General features: G+C 70.7%; 15 protein-coding genes. 11 read left to right on the forward strand and 4 right to left on the reverse strand.

All coding sequences use genetic code 11. The features are described 5' to 3' along the window. Positions 1-20 precede the first annotated feature (20 nt). The 8 genes from GGQ91_RS01745 (at position 21) to GGQ91_RS01780 (ending at position 8,031) form a co-directional block, all read left to right on the forward strand. A complete protein-coding gene (locus tag GGQ91_RS01745) occupies positions 21-752 on the forward strand; it encodes an NUDIX hydrolase (RefSeq protein WP_043386747.1) in 732 nt (243 codons plus the stop codon). A 10-nt stretch (positions 753-762) separates the two neighbouring features. Beyond that, positions 763-1,749, forward strand: coding sequence for an SPFH domain-containing protein (locus GGQ91_RS01750; protein WP_043760252.1), 987 nt, complete (start codon positions 763-765; stop codon positions 1,747-1,749). A gap of 11 nt (positions 1,750-1,760) precedes the next feature. After that, positions 1,761-2,654, forward strand: coding sequence for an NAD(+)/NADH kinase (locus tag GGQ91_RS01755; protein ID WP_043386741.1), 894 nt, complete (start codon positions 1,761-1,763; stop codon positions 2,652-2,654). Between the two features lie 22 nt (positions 2,655-2,676). After that, complete coding sequence (locus tag GGQ91_RS01760; RefSeq protein WP_182591225.1) at positions 2,677-3,222, forward strand: GNAT family N-acetyltransferase; 546 nt, start codon at positions 2,677-2,679, stop codon at positions 3,220-3,222. A gap of 461 nt (positions 3,223-3,683) precedes the next feature. Next, the gene (locus GGQ91_RS01765) at positions 3,684-4,736 is read left to right on the forward strand and encodes an ABC transporter substrate-binding protein (protein ID WP_043386735.1); all 1,053 of its coding nucleotides are present in this window, start codon (positions 3,684-3,686) and stop codon (positions 4,734-4,736) included. Between the two features lie 4 nt (positions 4,737-4,740). After that, complete coding sequence (locus GGQ91_RS01770; RefSeq protein ID WP_182591226.1) at positions 4,741-5,667, forward strand: ABC transporter permease; 927 nt, start codon at positions 4,741-4,743, stop codon at positions 5,665-5,667. Beyond that, complete coding sequence (locus tag GGQ91_RS01775) at positions 5,657-6,463, forward strand: ABC transporter ATP-binding protein (protein WP_182591227.1); 807 nt, start codon at positions 5,657-5,659, stop codon at positions 6,461-6,463. Before GGQ91_RS01770 ends, GGQ91_RS01775 begins: the two co-directional genes overlap by 11 nt. 26 nt (positions 6,464-6,489) lie before the next feature. Continuing rightward, complete coding sequence (locus GGQ91_RS01780; protein WP_182591228.1) at positions 6,490-8,031, forward strand: amidohydrolase family protein; 1,542 nt, start codon at positions 6,490-6,492, stop codon at positions 8,029-8,031. A 22-nt stretch (positions 8,032-8,053) separates the two neighbouring features. Here the strand turns inward: GGQ91_RS01780 and gudD are convergent, their stop codons facing one another. From gudD to kdgD, 3 genes are all read right to left on the reverse strand, one after another. After that, entirely contained in the window at positions 8,054-9,403 is a 1,350-nt protein-coding gene (gudD, locus tag GGQ91_RS01785; RefSeq protein ID WP_043386727.1) for a glucarate dehydratase, read from the reverse strand. Positions 9,404-9,482: 79 nt separating this feature from the next. Continuing rightward, positions 9,483-10,838: an MFS transporter gene (locus GGQ91_RS01790; RefSeq protein ID WP_043386722.1), complete on the reverse strand. Its 1,356-nt coding sequence runs from the start codon at positions 10,836-10,838 to the stop codon at positions 9,483-9,485. A 98-nt stretch (positions 10,839-10,936) separates the two neighbouring features. Beyond that, positions 10,937-11,851, reverse strand: coding sequence for a 5-dehydro-4-deoxyglucarate dehydratase (gene kdgD / locus GGQ91_RS01795; RefSeq protein ID WP_043357019.1), 915 nt, complete (start codon positions 11,849-11,851; stop codon positions 10,937-10,939). A gap of 108 nt (positions 11,852-11,959) precedes the next feature. Between kdgD and GGQ91_RS01800 the strand changes: the two genes are divergently transcribed. Next, entirely contained in the window at positions 11,960-12,862 is a 903-nt protein-coding gene (locus GGQ91_RS01800) for a LysR family transcriptional regulator (protein WP_043357021.1), read from the forward strand. 115 nt (positions 12,863-12,977) lie between these two features. Then, positions 12,978-13,265, forward strand: coding sequence for an MTH1187 family thiamine-binding protein (locus GGQ91_RS01805; protein ID WP_043357022.1), 288 nt, complete (start codon positions 12,978-12,980; stop codon positions 13,263-13,265). A gap of 249 nt (positions 13,266-13,514) precedes the next feature. Here the strand turns inward: GGQ91_RS01805 and GGQ91_RS01810 are convergent, their stop codons facing one another. After that, positions 13,515-13,688 carry a metallothionein gene (locus GGQ91_RS01810; protein ID WP_043357024.1) on the reverse strand — a complete coding sequence of 58 codons (174 nt, stop codon included), beginning with the start codon at positions 13,686-13,688 and terminating at the stop codon, positions 13,515-13,517. A 156-nt stretch (positions 13,689-13,844) separates the two neighbouring features. On the opposite strand from GGQ91_RS01810, the gene GGQ91_RS01815 reads away from it, so the two are divergent. Continuing rightward, a complete protein-coding gene (locus GGQ91_RS01815; RefSeq protein WP_182591229.1) occupies positions 13,845-16,163 on the forward strand; it encodes an FdhF/YdeP family oxidoreductase in 2,319 nt (772 codons plus the stop codon). Positions 16,164-16,179 lie beyond the last annotated feature (16 nt).

Here is a 16,179-nt window from a genome sequence, read left to right on the forward strand (position 1 = left end):
ACCTGAGTAGAAATCGAGCGATGACCGAATCCGAGTTCCTGGCAGGCTACGATCCTGCGGCCTACGAGCGGCCAGCCCTGGCGGTGGATCTCGTCCTGCTGGGGATCCGGGCGGGGCGGCTCGCCGCTCTCCTGCTGCGGCGGAGCCAGCAGCCGCAGGCGGGCCTCTGGGCCCTGCCGGGCGGGTTCGTGGGCATCGCCGAAACCCTCGACGCCGCCGCGGAGCGCGTCCTGCGCGACAAGGCCGGGATCGGGCGGGCGCGGCTCGAGCAGCTCTACACCTTCGGTGCCGTGGACCGGGATCCGCGGATGCGCATCGTCTCGGTCGCCTACCTGGCGCTGCTGCCGGAGGCGGCCTTCGCCGAGGCCCTGGCGGGCGGCGCCGCGCTGACGGCGGCGACGCTGGTCGTGCCCTGGGCGGGCGAGGCCGGCGGCCCGGTCTCGGCCGTCACGGAGGACGGCGCCCCCCTCGCCCTCGCCTTCGACCACGCCGACATCCTGGCGCTCGCCGTGAAGCGGCTGCGCGGCAAGCTCGACTACACGGATGTCGGCTTCGCGCTGCTCCCGGAGCACTTCACCCTCCGCCAGCTCCAGGACGTGCACGCGGCGATCCGCGGCGCGCCCCTCAACAAATCCGCCTTCCGCCGCCGCATGCGCGACCGGGGCTGGATCGCGCCGACGGGCGCCCGCGAGGCCGGGACGGCGTTCCGCCCCGCCGAACTCTTCCGCTTCGACAGGTCGGGTCAGTTTTGAGGAGACCATCATGGCCACGGTCCGCAACATCGGTGTGATCGCCCAGCTCCGGAGCGAGGCGAGCAGCCACATCATCCGCTTCCGCAACGGCCGGGTCCGGCAGAGCGGGCGGGGGCTGGTCTTCTGGTTCCGGCCCGAGACCGCCAGCATCAGCGAGGTGCCGGTGGACGACCGCGAGATGACCCTGTTCGTCCGCGGCCGCAGCCGGGACTTCCAGACCGTCGTGGTCCAGGGGACGATCGGCTGGCACGTCGTCGATCCCGAGCTGCTGGCGAGCCGGGTCGACTTCTCGATCGACCTCCGCACCGGGCGCCTGCAGGGCGAGCCGATCGAGCGGATCGAGGCGCGCCTCGGCGGCATCGCCGGTCAGGCGGTGCTGCAATATCTCGGGGCGAGCCCGATCGGCGCCCTCCTCGACGCGGGGCCGGAGCCGCTGCGCGCCGTTCTGGAACGGGTGCTCTTCGCCGCCCCGGCGCTGGCCGAGATCGGCATCGCGGCCGTGGCGGTGCGGCTCACCAACCTCGCGCCGACGAGCGAGCTGGAGCGCGCCCTGCAGACGCCGACCTTCGAGGCCCTGCAGCAGAAGGCCGACGAGGCGACCTTCGCCCGGCGCGCGCTCGCGGTCGAGAAGGAGCGCGCCATCGCGGAGAACGAGCTCGCGACGAAGACCGAGCTGGCCCGGCGCGAGACCGTGCTGATCGCACAAGAAGCCGAGAACGCCCGCGACCGCGCCGCGGGCGTCGCGGAGGCCCGCGGCCTGGAGGCCGCCGCGGAGGCCGAGCGGATCCGGCTCGTCGAGGGGGCCCGGGCCGAGGCGGAGCAGCGCCGCGCCGCAATCTACCGGGACATGCCGCCCGCCGTCCTGCTCGGTCTGGCGGCCCGGGAACTCGCCGGCAAGCTGGAGACCATCGAGCACGTCAACGTCACGCCCGACCTGCTGGCGGCCGTCCTCGGGGAGTTCCGCGGCGCATTGCCCGCGCGGCTCGCGCCGCGCTGAGGAGGCCCGCCATGCCGGCCATCACCCCCCGGGTCGTCTTCGTGATCCGCGACACGGATTACGAGCTGCTCATCGCCCGGCACGCGACCCGCGGCCAGGTCCGGTTCTTCCTGGAGAGCCGGGGCCAGACGCTCGCGGAGGTCGAGGCGCGCCACGCCCAGTTCCAGGCCGTGCTCGCCGAGGCGCGGTCCGCCGTGCCCCTGGACTGGCGGCAGGCCCTGGTGCGGCGCCCCGACCTCGACCGCTTCCTCTTCGCCCCCGAGGACGTGGTCGTGGCCGTGGGGCAGGACGGGCTCGTGGCCAACGTCGCCAAATACCTCGACGGGCAGCCGGTGGTCGGCGTCAACCCGGCGCCCGACCTCTACGACGGCGTGCTGGCCCGGGCCCGGGTCGAGGCCCTGCGTGCCCTGCTGCCCGCCAGCGCGGCCGGCGCCGCGCCCCTGCAGCGGCGCACCATGGTGCAGGCGACCTTCGACGGCGGCGAGCGGCTGCTCGCCCTGAACGAGATCTTCGTCGGCCACCGCAGCCACCAATCCGCGCGCTACCGCATCGACGACGGGGCGCGGGCGGAGGACCACTCGTCGAGCGGGCTGATCGTGGCCTCGGGCACCGGCCTGACCGGCTGGGCGCGCTCGATCAGCGAGGCGACGCACCTCACCGTTGAGGTGGGCATCGAGGAGGCGGCCTTCGGCTACTGGGTCCGCGAGCCGTTCCCGAGCGTCGCCACCGGCACCGACCTGCGCGGCGGCAAGTTCGCCGGATCGCCCCTCACGGTGGTGTCGCGGATGAACGAGGGCGGCGTGGTGTTCTCGGACGGGATCGAGCAGGATTTCGTCGCCTTCGACTGGGGGCGGCGGGTGAGCCTGGCGCCGGCCGACCGCACCTTCAACCTCGTGGCCGCCTAGGGCGGCGCCGACCGGGAGCCCGATGATCGCCATCCGGACCGACCGCCTCATCCTGCGGCGCTTCAGGCCGGACGACGCCGCCGACCTGTTCGCCTACCTGCACCGGCCGCGGGCACGCTGCTTCCTGAGCAGCCGCCTCGATACGCCGGCGGACGCGGAGGCGGAGGCCGGGCGGCGCGCCAGCGACGACGAGCACGTGGCCGTGTGCCTGACCGGGTCCGGCCGGCTGATCGGCGACCTGTTCTGCCTCCCCGAACCGCCCGACACCTTCTCGGTCGGCTGGAACTTCAACGCCACGTATGGCGGCGCGGGCTACGCCCATGAGGCCGCGGCCGCTCTGTTCGGGCACCTGTTCTCCGAGCGGCAGGCGCGGCGCCTCTACGCCTATGTCGAGGAGGACAACGCCGCCTCGCACCGCCTGTGCGCGACGCTGGGAATGCGCCTCGAGGGCCTGTTCCGCGAGTTCATCTCCTTCGTGGACGACGATCAGGGCAACCCGATCTTCGAGAACACGATGCAGTACGCCATCCTGCGCCGGGAATGGGCAGAGCGCTCCGCGCGCGGCTGAGGCCGGTCCGGCACTGTCCAAAGACCCCGGCTGAATACGCCGGCGGCATTCAGCTGCTTTCGCGGGCGTCGGACCGGTCGAAGCGCGGCGCGAAGACGGTGTCCGTCATCACGAGCGCAGCGAAGTGACCCAGGGCAGCGCGACGTTCGGAGGCCTGGCGCTGCTGGATTGCTTCGCTCCGCTCGCAATGACGGCGGTGCAGTTCTTCGACAGCGCCGACGGGCAAGGCGCGCCGCCAATACGGTCGGTCCCTGCATCTGGCACGCTTCTTGGTTCGTCTTCACCAGCGCAGCGTCGCCCCGGCGGCGGCTAGAGGTTGGCGTGCCGTCGATGTGGTGAGGTGCCGGGCGACCGGATCTCCGCGACTGCCTTGAGCCTGTCCCGAGCTCCGATCCCTCCGTTTCAGCACCGGCACGCGCCGTCTGGCGGATCGCACGATCCGCCCTCTGAGGAGAGTCGATATGTGCGACCGTCACGGCGATTATCGCGTCCCGGATTTCACGCGGTTCAAGCCCAGCCGCAGGCGCTTCCTCGGCGGGACCGCCGCCGCGCTGACCCTGGCGGTGGGTCCGGGCCTGACCGGCCCGGCCGCGGCGGCCACCGGCATCCGCGCGACCCACGGCACCGGCTTCTGCAACCTGAACTTCTTCCTCGCCGAGGCGATGCAGCTCGCCAAGGATGACGGCCTGACCATCGACTTCGTCAACACGCCAACCTTCTCGGATCAGGTCACCTTCCTCGGCATGGGCCAGGTCGATGCCGGCGTGATGCCCTATACGAGCTTCATGGCGCTATACGACGCGGGCGCCCCCGTGAAGATCGTGGCCGGCGGCGGCATCGAGGGCTGCGTGCTGGTCGCCCAGCCGGGCCTCGACAGCCCGGAGAAGCTCAAGGGCAAGACGCTCGGCACCTTCCAGCTCGATACGCTGGAGGTGCTGCCCTACGACTGGCTGAAGAAGAACGGCGTCGCCTTCAAGGACATCACGGTCCGCTACATGGGCTCGACCCCGGAGGCCGTGGAGGCGTTCCGCGCCGGGGCGCTGGACATCATCTCGACCATCGAGCCCTACGGCACCGCGCTCCTCACCGACGTGAAGGGTGCCGTGAAGCTCTCCGACGGCACCGACATCTACGGCAAGGGCTACACCGACTGCGTGCTGGCGGTCCGCAATGAGCTGATCGCCAAGAACCCGGCCGCCGTGAAGGCGCTGATCAAGGGCATGATGAAGGCCCAGGCCCTGGCCGAGGGCGACCACCAGGCCGCCCTGAACAAGCTCGTCGGCTCCTACTACAAGACCTCGATGAGCAACGCCCAGCTCGCCATGGGCCGGCAGCCCTCGGTGGTGGACGCCCGCAACCAGACGCAGTTCATCCTCGACCGGACCGATTCCGTCGCCGAGATGGGCTACATCAAGAAGAAGCCCGGCCGCGACGCGATCGACTGGACCCTGCTGGAGCAGGTCATCGCCGAGAACCCGGATCTCTACGGCAAGCTCAAGCTGAAGTCGGCCTGAGCGGATGGCCGTCGATCTCGCCCGCGCCGCCGTCCCGCACATCCGGCCGCGCCTCCCGTTCGGTCAGCGCCTCGCGCTGCCCGACGGGCTCGTCCCGCTCCTGCAACGGACCGGCTGGATGCTGGTCTCGGTCGGCTGCTTCGCCGGCCTCTGGGAGCTGCTCTGGGCGCTCGGCATCGCCGACGCCAAGCTCCTGCCGCCGCCGCACATCTTCCTCGGCAACCTCGCCGAGCAGGCGCGCTTCTTCAACACCGCGCAACGCTGGCAGATCGGCACCGGGATGAATGCCGGCCCGAGCCCCGCCATGGCGGTGCTGATCACCGTGCTCGCCTCCACGGGCCGGGTTCTGGCGGGCCTCGCCCTGGCCGCGACCCTGTCGATCCTCGTCGGCGTGGCGATCCGCTACGTCGTGCTGTTCGAGCGGCTGACCCTGCCGACCATCACGCTGCTGGCCCCGGTCTCGCCGATCGCGTGGCTGCCGGTGGCGATCTTCATGTTCGGGATCGGCAACGCCCCGGCGATCTTCATGGTGTTCATCGCCCTGTTCTTCACGATGGTCCTCTCGACCATCCACCAGATCGACGGGGTCAACCGGAACTACATCAACGTCGCCCGGACCATGGGGGCGACGAAGCGCCAGATCTACGCGCGGGTGATCGTGCCGGCGATCCTGCCGGGGCTGCTCGCGGTTTTGCGCCTCAACCTGTTCGGCGCCTGGATGGTGGTGCTCGTCGCCGAAGCGACCGGCGTCGGCTACGGGCTCGGCCAGGTGATCATGCTGGCGCGCAACACCTTCAACCCGTCGCTCGTCTTCTTCACCATCACGCTGATCGGCCTCCTGGGCTTCGCCTTCGACCTGCTGTTCCGGCTGGTCCAGCGGCGGATGCTCTACTGGCTGCCGCGCGACGCGGGGTCCTCCCTTGGCCTCTGATCCCGCATCCCAGGACGCCGTCGCCTGCCGGGGCGTCGCCAAGGTCTGGGCGGCCGGCACCGCTCGCGCCCACGAGGCCCTGCGCGACATCGACCTCACCGTGCGGCCCGGCGAGTTCGTGGTGTTCCTCGGCCCCTCGGGCTGCGGGAAGAGCACGCTGCTCTACCTGATCGCCGGGCTCGAACCCGCCTCCGGGGGCGCGCTCCTGGCCTTCGGCGAGGCCGTCACCGGCCCGTCGCCGGAGCGCAGCCTGATCTTCCAGGAGACCTCGCTGCTGCCCTGGCTCAGCGTCTGGCAGAACGTCAGCTTCGGCCTGTCGCTGAAAGGCGTGCCGGAGGCCGAGCGCCGGAGCGTCGCCCGGGCCGCCCTCCAGCGCGTCGGCCTCGCCGAGGCCTTCGACAAGCGGCCGGACGAATTGTCCGGCGGCATGCGCCAGCGGGTGGCGGTGGCCCGCGCGCTCGCCATGCGCCCGAAGGTGCTCCTGATGGACGAGCCCTTCGCGGCACTCGACGTCCAGACCCGCCAGAAGATGCAGGACTTCCTGCTCGACGTCTGGCGCGACAGCGGCGCCTCGGTGCTGTTCGTGACCCACCACATCGACGAGGCGGTGGCGCTCGCCGACCGGGTGGTGGTGTTCACGGCCCGGCCCGGGCGGATCAAGACCATCGTCCGCAACGACCTGCCCCGCCCGCGCGACCCGTTCTCCCCCGAGGCCGAGGCGCTGCGGCGGCACCTCACCGAGCTTCTGCGCGACGAGGTCGACCGGGCCTTCGCCGAGCAGGAAGCGCTCGTCTGACCCCCTCCCCCAACACGGACACGACCATGGCCACATCGCTGATCCGCAGCCGGCGGATGATCACCCGTACCCTCGATCAAGACCGCTGGGAGGAGATCGCCGACGGCGCGGTCCTGCAGAAGGACGGCGTGATCGAGGCGGTCGGCACCTACGCGGACCTGCATGCCCGCTATCCCGACGCCCCCGTGATCGGCTCCGGCCGCGAGATCCTGCTGCCGGGCTTCGTCAACGGCCACCACCATGTCGGCCTGACGCCGGTGCAGCTCGGCTCTCCCGACATGCCCCTGGAGCTGTGGTTCGTCACCCGCATGGTGGCGCGCAATCTGAACCTCTACCTCGACACCCTGTACTCGGCCTTCGAGATGGTCGGCTCCGGGATCACCACGGTCCAGCACATCCACGGCTGGATGCCCGGCAGCCTGGAGGAGGTCGAGGCGCGCTCCAACGAGGTGCTGCGCGCCTATCGCGACATCGGCATGCGGGTTTCGTACTGCTTCGCGGTCCGCGACCAGAACCGCCTCGTCTATCAGGCCGACATGGATTTCGTGGCGAGCCTGCCGGCGCCGCTGCAGGACCCGATGAAGCGCTGGTTCGAGCGCTTCCAGATGTCCCTGGAGGACAACTTCTCCCTGTTCCGCAGCCTGCATGCCGGACAGGCCGGGGCGTCGCGGTCCAAGATCCAGCTCGCGCCCGCCAACCTCCACTGGTGCTCCGACGCGGCCCTCGAAGGGCTCGCCGGCCTGTCCGAATCCTACGACGTGCCGATGCACATGCACCTCGTCGAGACCGCCTACCAGAAGGCCTACGCGGAGCGGCGCGGCGGCGGCACCGCCGTCGAGTATCTCGATCGGTTCGGCATGCTGGGGCCCCGCCTCACGCTCGGCCACGGCGTCTGGCTCAACGAATCCGACATCGACCGGGTCGCGGCGACCGGCACCTGCATCTGTCACAACTGCTCGTCGAATTTCCGGCTGCGCTCCGGCGTGGCGGCGCTCAACCGGTTCGAGGCGAAGGGGATCAACACGGCGATCGGCCTCGACGAGGCCGGCATCAACGACGACCGCGACATGCTCCAGGAGATGCGCCTCGTGCTCCGCGCCCACCGGGTGCCCGGCATGGACGAGGCCGACGTGCCGAGCATGGCGCAGGTGCTGCGCATGGCGACCGTCGGCGGCGCCCGCACCACGCCCTATGGCGATAGCCTGGGCACGATCGAGGTCGGAAAGGGCGCCGACCTCGTCCTGATCGACTGGGACCAGATCGCCTACCCGTATCTCGACCCGGAGACGCCGCTCCTCGACGCCGTGATCCAGCGGGCCAAGACCGGCGGCGTGACCACGGTGCTGTGCGAGGGCGAGGTGCTCTACGCCGACGGCCGCTTCACCCGGGTCGACAAGGATGCCGCCCTGAAGGCGCTCCACGACGACCTGTCGCGGGCGCTGTCGGACGACGAGGTCGAGCGGCGCCAGCTCTCGAAGGCGCTGCTGCCCCACGCGCGGCGCTTCTACGCCGATTACATCGACCCGTCGCGGCACGAGCCGTTCTACCGCCCCAGCTCGCGCGTCTGACGGCGCAGGCCCGGGCCGGGCTTCAGCGGACCAGGCAGGGCTTCTTGTTGTCGAAGCTCCAGCCGGGGATCAGGAACTGCATGGCGGCCGCGTCGTCGCGGGCGCCGAGGCCGTGGTCGCGGTAGAGGGCGTGCGCCTCCTCCACCGCCGCCATGTCGAGCTCGATGCCGAGGCCCGGCCGCTCCGGCACCCGCACGAGGCCGCCGCGGATCGCCAGCGGCTCCTTGGTCAGGCGCTCGCCGTCCTGCCAGATCCAGTGGGTGTCGATCGCCGTGACGTTGCCCGGGGCCGCCGCGGCCACGTGGGTGAACATGGCGAGCGACACGTCGAAATGGTTGTTCGAGTGCGAACCCCAGGTCAGGCCGTGGTCGCGGCACAGCTGGGCCACCCGGACCGAGCCGGCGAGCGTCCAGAAATGCGGGTCGGCGAGCGGGATGTCGACGGCGCCGAGCTGGATCGCGTGGTTCATCTGCCGCCAGTCGGTGGCGATCATGTTGGTGGCGGTGGGCAGGCCGGTGGCGCGGCGGAACTCGGCCATGATCTCGCGGCCCGAGAACCCGCCCTCGGCGCCGCAGGGATCCTCCGCGTAGGCCAGCACGTGGCCCTGGCCCTTGCAGAGGCGGATCGCCTCGTCGAGGGACCACGCGCCGTTCGGGTCCAGCGTCACCCGAGCCTTGGGGAAGCGCGCGTGGATCGCGGTGACGGCGGCGATCTCCTCCTCGCCCCGCAGCACGCCGCCCTTCAGCTTGAAATCGTTGAAGCCGTACTGGTCGTAGGCGGCCTCGGCGAGCCGGGCGACGGCCTCCGGTGTCAGCGCCTCCTCGTCGCGCAGGCGGAACCAGCCGTCGCGGGCGGTCGGTGCGCGATAATCGAGATCGGTGCGGGTGCGGTCGCCGACGTAGAACAGGTAGCCCAGCATCTCGACGGCGTCGCGCTGCTGGCCCTCGCCCAGGAGGGCGGCCACCGGCACGTCGAGGTACTGGCCGAGCAGGTCGAGGAAGGCGGATTCGACCGCCGTCACCGCGTGGATGGTGATGCGCAGGTCGAAGGTCTGCAGCCCGCGCCCGCCGGAATCGCGATCCGCGAAGCGCGTCCGCATGGCGTTCAGCACCGCGTTCCAGGCGCCGAGCGGCTGCCCGACCACGAGGTCCCGGGCATCCTCCAGGGTCTTGCGGATGCCCTCGCCGCCGGGGACTTCGCCGAGGCCGGTGGCGCCGGTGGAGTCCGTGAGGATCACGAGGTTGCGGGTGAAGTACGGGCCGTGCGCGCCCGAGAGGTTGAGGAGCATGCTGTCGTGGCCGGCGACCGGCACGACCTTCATCTCGGTCACGGTGGGCGTGTTGCGCGCGGCATGACGGCTGTCGTTCGGCATGGCGTCCTCCTCGAAGATCCCCGGCCGGCCTGAGCCGGGCGCGGGGCGGGTTCGGAACGGGGCCGGCCCGGCCCGCGGGTCAGTGGGCCTTCAGCTCGACGCGGCGGATCTCGCCGACCACCACGAGGTAACAGAAGCAGGCGACGAGGGCGTTCAGGCCCACGAAGACCAGGGCGCCGTTGAACGAGCCCGTGCTCTGGACGATGTAGCCGATGGCGATCGGCGTGGTGATGCCGGCGGTGTTGCCGAAGGTGTTGAACAGGCCGCCCGAAAGGCCGCCGCTCTCCCGCGGGGAGGTGTCGGCGACGACCGCCCAGCCGAGCGCGCCGATGCCCTTGCCGAAGAAGGCGAGCGCCATCAGCCCGACCACGAGGGCATCCGCCTGGACGTAGTTGCAGCCGATGATGCTCATCGACAGCAGCATGCCGCCGACGATCGGGATCTTGCGGGCCGCCGTCAGGGAAAAGCCGCGGCGCAGGAGCAGGTCGGAGATCACGCCCCCGAGGATGCCGCCGATGAAGCCGCAGAGCGCCGGCAGCACCGCGGCGAAGCCGGCCTGGAGGATCGACAGGCCGCGCTCCTTGACGAGGTAGACCGGGAACCACGTCAGGAAGAAGTAGGTCAGCACGGTGATGCAGTACTGGCCGATATAGATGCCGAGCAGCATGCGGTTGGCGAGCAGCTGGCGCAGCGTCCGGCCGGCATCGCCCTGCCTGGTCCGGCTCTGCCCGTCCATGTCGAGCAGGGCGCCGCCGGCCTCGATGTAGTCCCGCTCCGCCTGATTCATGGACGGGTGGTTCTTCGGGCTGTCGACGACGCGCAGCCACACCACCGCGAAGGCGAGGCCGAGCAGGCCCATGCTGGTGAAGACGTGGTGCCAGCCGAAATTGTGGACGATCCACGCCATCAGCGGCGTGAACAGCACCGTGGCGAAGTACTGCGCCGAGTTGAAGAACGCCGACGCCATGCCGCGCTCCCGGGTCGGGAACCACGCGGCGACGATCCGGGCATTGGCGGGGAAGACCGGCGCCTCGGTGAGGCCGACGGCGAGCCGCAGGGCGAACAGCAGCACCACGGCGGTGAGGCCGGAGAAGAAGCCGACGGCCCCCTGGACCAGGGTGAAGCCGGACCAGAGGGCGACGGCGGCGGCGTAGACCCATTTGACGCTGTAGCGGTCGAGGAGCCAGCCGCCCGGAATCTGGGCCAGCACGTAGGACCACGCGAAGGCCGAGAAGACGTAGCCCATCTGGACCGGGGACAGGCCGAGTTCCTTGGCCATGTCGGGTCCGGCGATCGAGATGGTCGCGCGGTCGGCGTAGTTGATCGTGGTGGCGGCGAACAGCATCGCGACGATCAGCAGGCGGACGCGGGTGCGGCGACCCGCATCGGCGGCGTCGAGCAGGGTGCTCGCCGCGCCGCTCGAACTGGCACTCATGGACGTTCTCCCTGGCTCGTCGCCGCCCGGTTGATCCAGGAGGCGGGTCGTTGCCGCCGTTGGCTCGGCGGGTCTGTCGTTGGTCGTCTCGTGGGGGCTCAGCGGCGGTCGCCGATCAGCGCCGTCAGCTCGGCGCGTTCGGCCGCGTCCAATTCGGTCAGCGGCGGCCGGACCGGGCCGGCGTGGCGGCCGACGGCGCTCATCCCCGCCTTGACGATCGAGACCGCGTAGCCGCGCTTGCGGTTGCGGATCGCGATGTAGGGGAGGACGAAGTCGCGCAGCTCCCGGTAGACGGCGTCGCGGTCCCGGCGGCGCACGCTGTCGTAGAAGGACAGCGCCCATTCGGGCAGGAAGTTGAAGATCGCCGAGGAGTAGGTGGTGACGCCCATCTCCAGATACGGCAGCGCGAAGGTCTCGGCGGTGGGCAGGCCGCCGACATAGGTCAGGCGGTCGCCCAAAGCAGCGTAGATCCGGGTCATCAGCTCGACATCGCCGACGCCGTCCTTGAAGCCGACGAGGTTCGGGCAGCGCTCGCACAGGCCGGCGAGCGTCTGCTCGTTGAGCTGGGCGTTGGCGCGGTTGTAGACGATGATCCCGAGAGAGGTCGCGCGGCAGACCGCCTCGATATGGGCGGCGAGACCGGCCTGCTCGGAGCCGACGAGGTAGGGCGGCAGCAGCAGAATTCCGTCCGCGCCGGCGGCCTCGGCGGCCCGGGCCATCTCGACCGCCAGGGCGGTGCCCTGGCCGGCGGGGGCGATGACCGGCGTGCGGCCGCGGGTCTCCGCGACGGCGGCGCGCAGGACCCGGTCGATCTCGGCGGGCGTCAGCGAGAAGAACTCGCCGGTGCCGCCGGCCGCGAACAGGCCCGAGACCTTGTAGTCGGCCAGCCGCCCGAGATTGTCCCGATAGGCGGTCTCGTCGAAGCCGAGATCGTCGCGGAAATGGGTGACCGGGAAGGACAGCAGGCCGGAGCCCAACACGCGCGCCATCTCGGCCGGGGTCATCCGCGCCATCGATTCCTCTCCCTGATGCGCACCGTTCGGTGTCGCGTCCGGGGTTAGGCGCAGGCTTTCGATGCGTCCAACGTTGATTTTGGCTGGATTATCCCGGATCCTGCATCAATGTTCGATCTCGGTCACGCCCGCAGTTTCATCGCCGTCGCCGAGGAGATGCATTTCGGCCGGGCCGCGGCACGGCTGAACCTGACCCAGTCGCCCCTGTCGCGGCAGATCCAGATGCTGGAGCAGACGCTGGGCGTGACGCTGCTCGAGCGGACCACCCGGGCGGTGCGCCTGACCCCGGCGGGCCGGACCTTCCTGGCGGAGGCCCACCGGGTGCTGGCGGCGGCCGAGAACGCCGCGCGCATCACGCAGCGCGCCGACCGGGGCGAGAGCGGGGTGCTGCGCCTCAGCTTCACCGCCGCCTCGGCCTACCGGACGCTGCCCCAGGTCGTCGCCCATGTCCGCCGGACCCTGCCCGAGGTCGACCTCGTGCTGGAAGAGATGGTCTCGGACGAGCAGATCCTGGCTTTGGGCGAGAACCGCACCGATCTCGCGATCCTGCGGCCAAGTCCGGTCCTGCAGGATCCGAAATCCGCGATCGCGACGGCGCCGCTCGCACGGGAACGGCTGCTGCTCGCGGTCCCGCGCGGACACCGCCTGGCGACCGCCCGCACCCCGACCCTGCGGGATCTCGACGGCGAGGCCTTCGTGACGTGGTCGCCCCGGGGTGGCCGCTACTTCATCGACCTCCTCGACAGGCTGTTCGAGGCCGGGGGCGTGCAGCCGCGGATCGTGCAGCGGGTGAATCAGGTCCACGCGATGCTGGCGCTCGTCGGCGCGGGCATCGGCGTCGCGCTGGTGCCGGGCAGTGCCCGGGGCAACAGCATGGCCGATATCCGGCTCCGGCCGATCGCCCTGCCCGCTACGACCGGGCCGGAGCTGTGGCTCGCGTGGCGCACCGACAATGCCAATCCGTGCCTCCCTTCCGTGCGCGCCGCCGCGCTCGAAACCGGCGAGGCGTGACGGCCGGCTCGGCAGCGCCCTGGAAAGTCGATGCGGCCGGCGATAGCCTGCCGGCCCGCCCCGCGTCCGGTCGCAGGACCGTGCGGGGCCGCCCCCTCCGGATCAGGCAGGCACCATGAAAGTTTCGGCCGACCTCTGCATCGTGCCGATGGGCGTCGGCCCGTCGGTCTCGCCCTACGTCCGGGCGATCAAGGACATCATCGAGGCGAGCGGGCTCACCGCCACGATGCATCCCAACGGCACGAACATCGAGGGCGAGCTGTCGGAGATCTGCGCGCTGGCCGAGCGATGCGAGGCGAAGCTCGCCGAACTCGGCGTCCAGCGGACCTTCTTCACGCTGATCTTCTCGACGCGCCGCGACAAGGACCAGTCGATGGCCGACAAGCTCGCGGCGGTCTCCTGACCGCGAGGTCGGGCACGGACGCAGAGCCGCGGCCGATCAGGTCGGCAGGGTGACGACAGCCGAGCCCGCGCCGAGCGAGGCGCGAATCCCCTCTCCCGTGCGGGAGAGGGACAGGATGAGGGGCGAGAGCTTTCCGGAAAGACCTGATCCCTCACCCCAACCCTCTCCCGCACGGGAGAGGGGGCGCGTCGCGGCTGTCTCGGCCAAAGATGCCTTCTCCAGACCGTCGCAGCGCGATTGCGAGCGGCCCTAGCCGTGGCAGGCGCAGCCGGCGTGCTCGCAGCCGGCGTGATTCTTGTGGCCGTCCGCGCAGTCGTCGCAGCAATAGGCCTTGCCGTCCCGCGACACGGCCTTGGAGACCGGAATCACGCAGACGCAATCCTGGCACGCACACTTCACCATCTCGACGTCGACGCTGGCCATGGTTTCCTCCTCCGGCGGTCGGTCCGCGGCTCGACGTTAGATCCGCGCCATCGGCAAGGAAAGCCGTCCAAGAACGCGGTGACGCGCCCGTGATCCCATTCGCCCCCTCGTGCGTTCCCTTCGTCCGGTGATCGATGCGCCGGATGGGAGGACGGCATGGCCGATCAGAAGACCGACGACGTCCGGATCGAGCCCTATGACGGCCCGGCGGGCGGCTGGGGCTCGGCCCGCTCCCTCGTCGAGATCCTGACCCGTGAGGGCGTGCCGATCACCGGCTCGGCGATGCTGCTGAAGCAGAACAAGCCGGACGGCTACATGTGCACGTCCTGCGCCTGGGCGAAGCCCGCCAAGCCCCTCGCCTTCGAGTATTGCGAGAACGGCGCCAAGGCGACCGCCTGGGAGCAGACGCGGCGGCGGGCGACCCCGGACTTCTTCGCCGAACACACGGTGACCGAACTCCTCGGCTGGAGCGACTACGCCCTCGAAGAACAGGGACGCCTCACCCATCCGATGCGGTACGATCCGGAGACGGACCGCTACCGGCCCGTCGCCTGGGCGGAGGCCCTCGCGGAGATCGGCCGGGAGCTGAAGGACCTGCGCGCGCAGGACCCGAAATCGGTGGTGTTCTACGCCTCGGGACGGGCCTCCCTCGAGACCAGCTACATGTGGGCGCTGCTCGCCCGGCTTTACGGCAACAACAACCTGCCGGATTCCTCCAACATGTGCCACGAGCCGACCTCGGTGGCGCTGCCGCAATCGATCGGCGCCCCGGTGGGCACGGTGCTGCTGGAGGACTTCGAGACCACCGATCTGATCTTCTTCTTCGGCCAGAATGTCGGGTCGAATTCGCCGCGGATGCTGCACCCGCTCCAGGAGGCGCGGCGCCGGGGCGCACAGATCATCACCTTCAACCCCCTCCGGGAACGCGGGCTGGAGCGCTTCACCGACCCGCAATCGCCGGTGGAGATGCTGACGCGCTCCTCCACCAAGATTTCGACGCAGTATCACCAAGTGAAAGCCGGCGGGGATCTCGCGGCGCTCACCGGCCTGTGCAAGGCGCTGCTCGCCCTCGACCGGGCGGCGGACGCCGCCGGCCGGCCGGGGGTCCTCGATCGCGCCTTCATCACCGAGCACACCCACGGCTTCGAGGCCTTCGTCCGCTTCTGCGACGGGCAGGATTGGGCCGCCCTGGAGCGGCGCTCCGGCCTGACCCGGACGGCGCTGGAGGCGGCCGCCGGCGTCTACGCCCGCGCGAAGGCGGTGATCGGCATCTACGGGATGGGCCTGACCCAGCACCGCAAGGGCACCGAGACCGTCCGGATGCTCGTCAACCTGCTGCTTCTGCGCGGCAATATCGGAAAGCCCGGCGCCGGGATCTGCCCGGTGCGGGGCCACTCGAACGTGCAGGGCCAGCGCACCGTCGGCATCACCGAGAAGCCCGAACTGGCACCGCTCGACCGGCTGAAGGAACTCTACGACTTCGAGCCGCCGCGGGAGAAGGGGCTCAACACGGTGGAGACCTGCGAGGGTCTCCTCGATGGACGCGTGAAGGCGTTCATCGGGCTTGGCGGCAACTTCCTGCGGGCGATCCCCGATACCGGCCGGATGGAGCCGGCCTGGCGCCGGCAACGGCTCACGGTGCAGGTCTCGACCAAGCTCAACCGCTCCCACCTCGTGAACGGCGCCGTCGCCTACATCCTGCCGTGCCTCGGCCGGATCGAGATCGACCGGCAGGCGAGCGGGCCGCAGGCCGTGTCGATCGAGAGCTCCACCGCGCAGTTCCATGGCTCGCGGGGGGTGGCCGATCCGGTCGGTCCGCATGTGCGCGCCGAACCCTGGATCGTGGCGGAGATCGCCAAGGCGACCCTGCCGCCGAATCCCCGCATCGACTGGGATGCCTGGGTCGCCGATTACGCGCGGGTGCGCGACGCGATCGAAGCGACCTACCCGAGCGTGTTCCACGACCTGAACGGTCGGATGTTCCAGCCCGGCGGCCTGCTGAAACCGCTGGGCGCCCGCGACCGCAAGTGGGAGACCAAGACCGGGAAGGCGAATTTCGCGGTCCCCGAGGGCCTCGAGGCCGATCCGGACCTTCCAGCCCGCGGCCCGGACGTGCTCGACCTGATCACCCTGCGGTCGAACGATCAGTTTAACACCACGGTCTACGGCTACGACGACCGCTTCCGCGGGGTGAAGGGCACCCGCGACGTGCTGTTCATGAACCGGCGGGACATCGCCCGGCTGGGGCTGAGGGACGGCCTCACCGTCGCCGTGGAGACCGAGGCCGAGGACCAAGTGCCGCGGCGCGTCGGCGGCCTGCGCGTGGTGGCCTACGACATCCCGGAGGGCAACTGCGCCGGGTATTATCCGGAGCTGAACGTGCTGCTACCGCTTTGGCACCATGACGAGCAGTCCAAGACGCCGGCCGCCAAGGCGATCGCCGTGCGGGTGGCTGCCGCGACCCAGGGCCCGTGAGCGGCGTGTCTGGCGT

This window comes from Methylobacterium fujisawaense, from assembly GCF_014138435.1.
Taxonomy (GTDB): Bacteria; Pseudomonadota; Alphaproteobacteria; order Rhizobiales; family Beijerinckiaceae; genus Methylobacterium; species Methylobacterium fujisawaense.

What these genes read in the sequence shown, in the direction of transcription:
- GGQ91_RS01770 (WP_182591226.1), top strand. Translation starts at nt 4,741, where the DNA reads ATGGCCGTCGATCTCGCCCGCGCCGCCGTCCCGCACATCCGGCCGCGC.
- GGQ91_RS01765 (WP_043386735.1), top strand. Translation starts at nt 3,684, where the DNA reads ATGTGCGACCGTCACGGCGATTATCGCGTCCCGGATTTCACGCGGTTC.
- GGQ91_RS01800 (WP_043357021.1), top strand. Translation starts at nt 11,960, where the DNA reads ATGTTCGATCTCGGTCACGCCCGCAGTTTCATCGCCGTCGCCGAGGAG.
- GGQ91_RS01780 (WP_182591228.1), top strand. Translation starts at nt 6,490, where the DNA reads ATGGCCACATCGCTGATCCGCAGCCGGCGGATGATCACCCGTACCCTC.
- kdgD (WP_043357019.1), bottom strand. Translation starts at nt 11,851, where the DNA reads ATGGCGCGGATGACCCCGGCCGAGATGGCGCGCGTGTTGGGCTCCGGC.
- GGQ91_RS01805 (WP_043357022.1), top strand. Translation starts at nt 12,978, where the DNA reads ATGAAAGTTTCGGCCGACCTCTGCATCGTGCCGATGGGCGTCGGCCCG.
- GGQ91_RS01755 (WP_043386741.1), top strand. Translation starts at nt 1,761, where the DNA reads ATGCCGGCCATCACCCCCCGGGTCGTCTTCGTGATCCGCGACACGGAT.
- GGQ91_RS01750 (WP_043760252.1), top strand. Translation starts at nt 763, where the DNA reads ATGGCCACGGTCCGCAACATCGGTGTGATCGCCCAGCTCCGGAGCGAG.
- GGQ91_RS01760 (WP_182591225.1), top strand. Translation starts at nt 2,677, where the DNA reads ATGATCGCCATCCGGACCGACCGCCTCATCCTGCGGCGCTTCAGGCCG.
- gudD (WP_043386727.1), bottom strand. Translation starts at nt 9,403, where the DNA reads ATGCCGAACGACAGCCGTCATGCCGCGCGCAACACGCCCACCGTGACC.
- GGQ91_RS01810 (WP_043357024.1), bottom strand. Translation starts at nt 13,688, where the DNA reads ATGGCCAGCGTCGACGTCGAGATGGTGAAGTGTGCGTGCCAGGATTGC.
- GGQ91_RS01815 (WP_182591229.1), top strand. Translation starts at nt 13,845, where the DNA reads ATGGCCGATCAGAAGACCGACGACGTCCGGATCGAGCCCTATGACGGC.
- GGQ91_RS01745 (WP_043386747.1), top strand. Translation starts at nt 21, where the DNA reads ATGACCGAATCCGAGTTCCTGGCAGGCTACGATCCTGCGGCCTACGAG.
- GGQ91_RS01790 (WP_043386722.1), bottom strand. Translation starts at nt 10,838, where the DNA reads ATGAGTGCCAGTTCGAGCGGCGCGGCGAGCACCCTGCTCGACGCCGCC.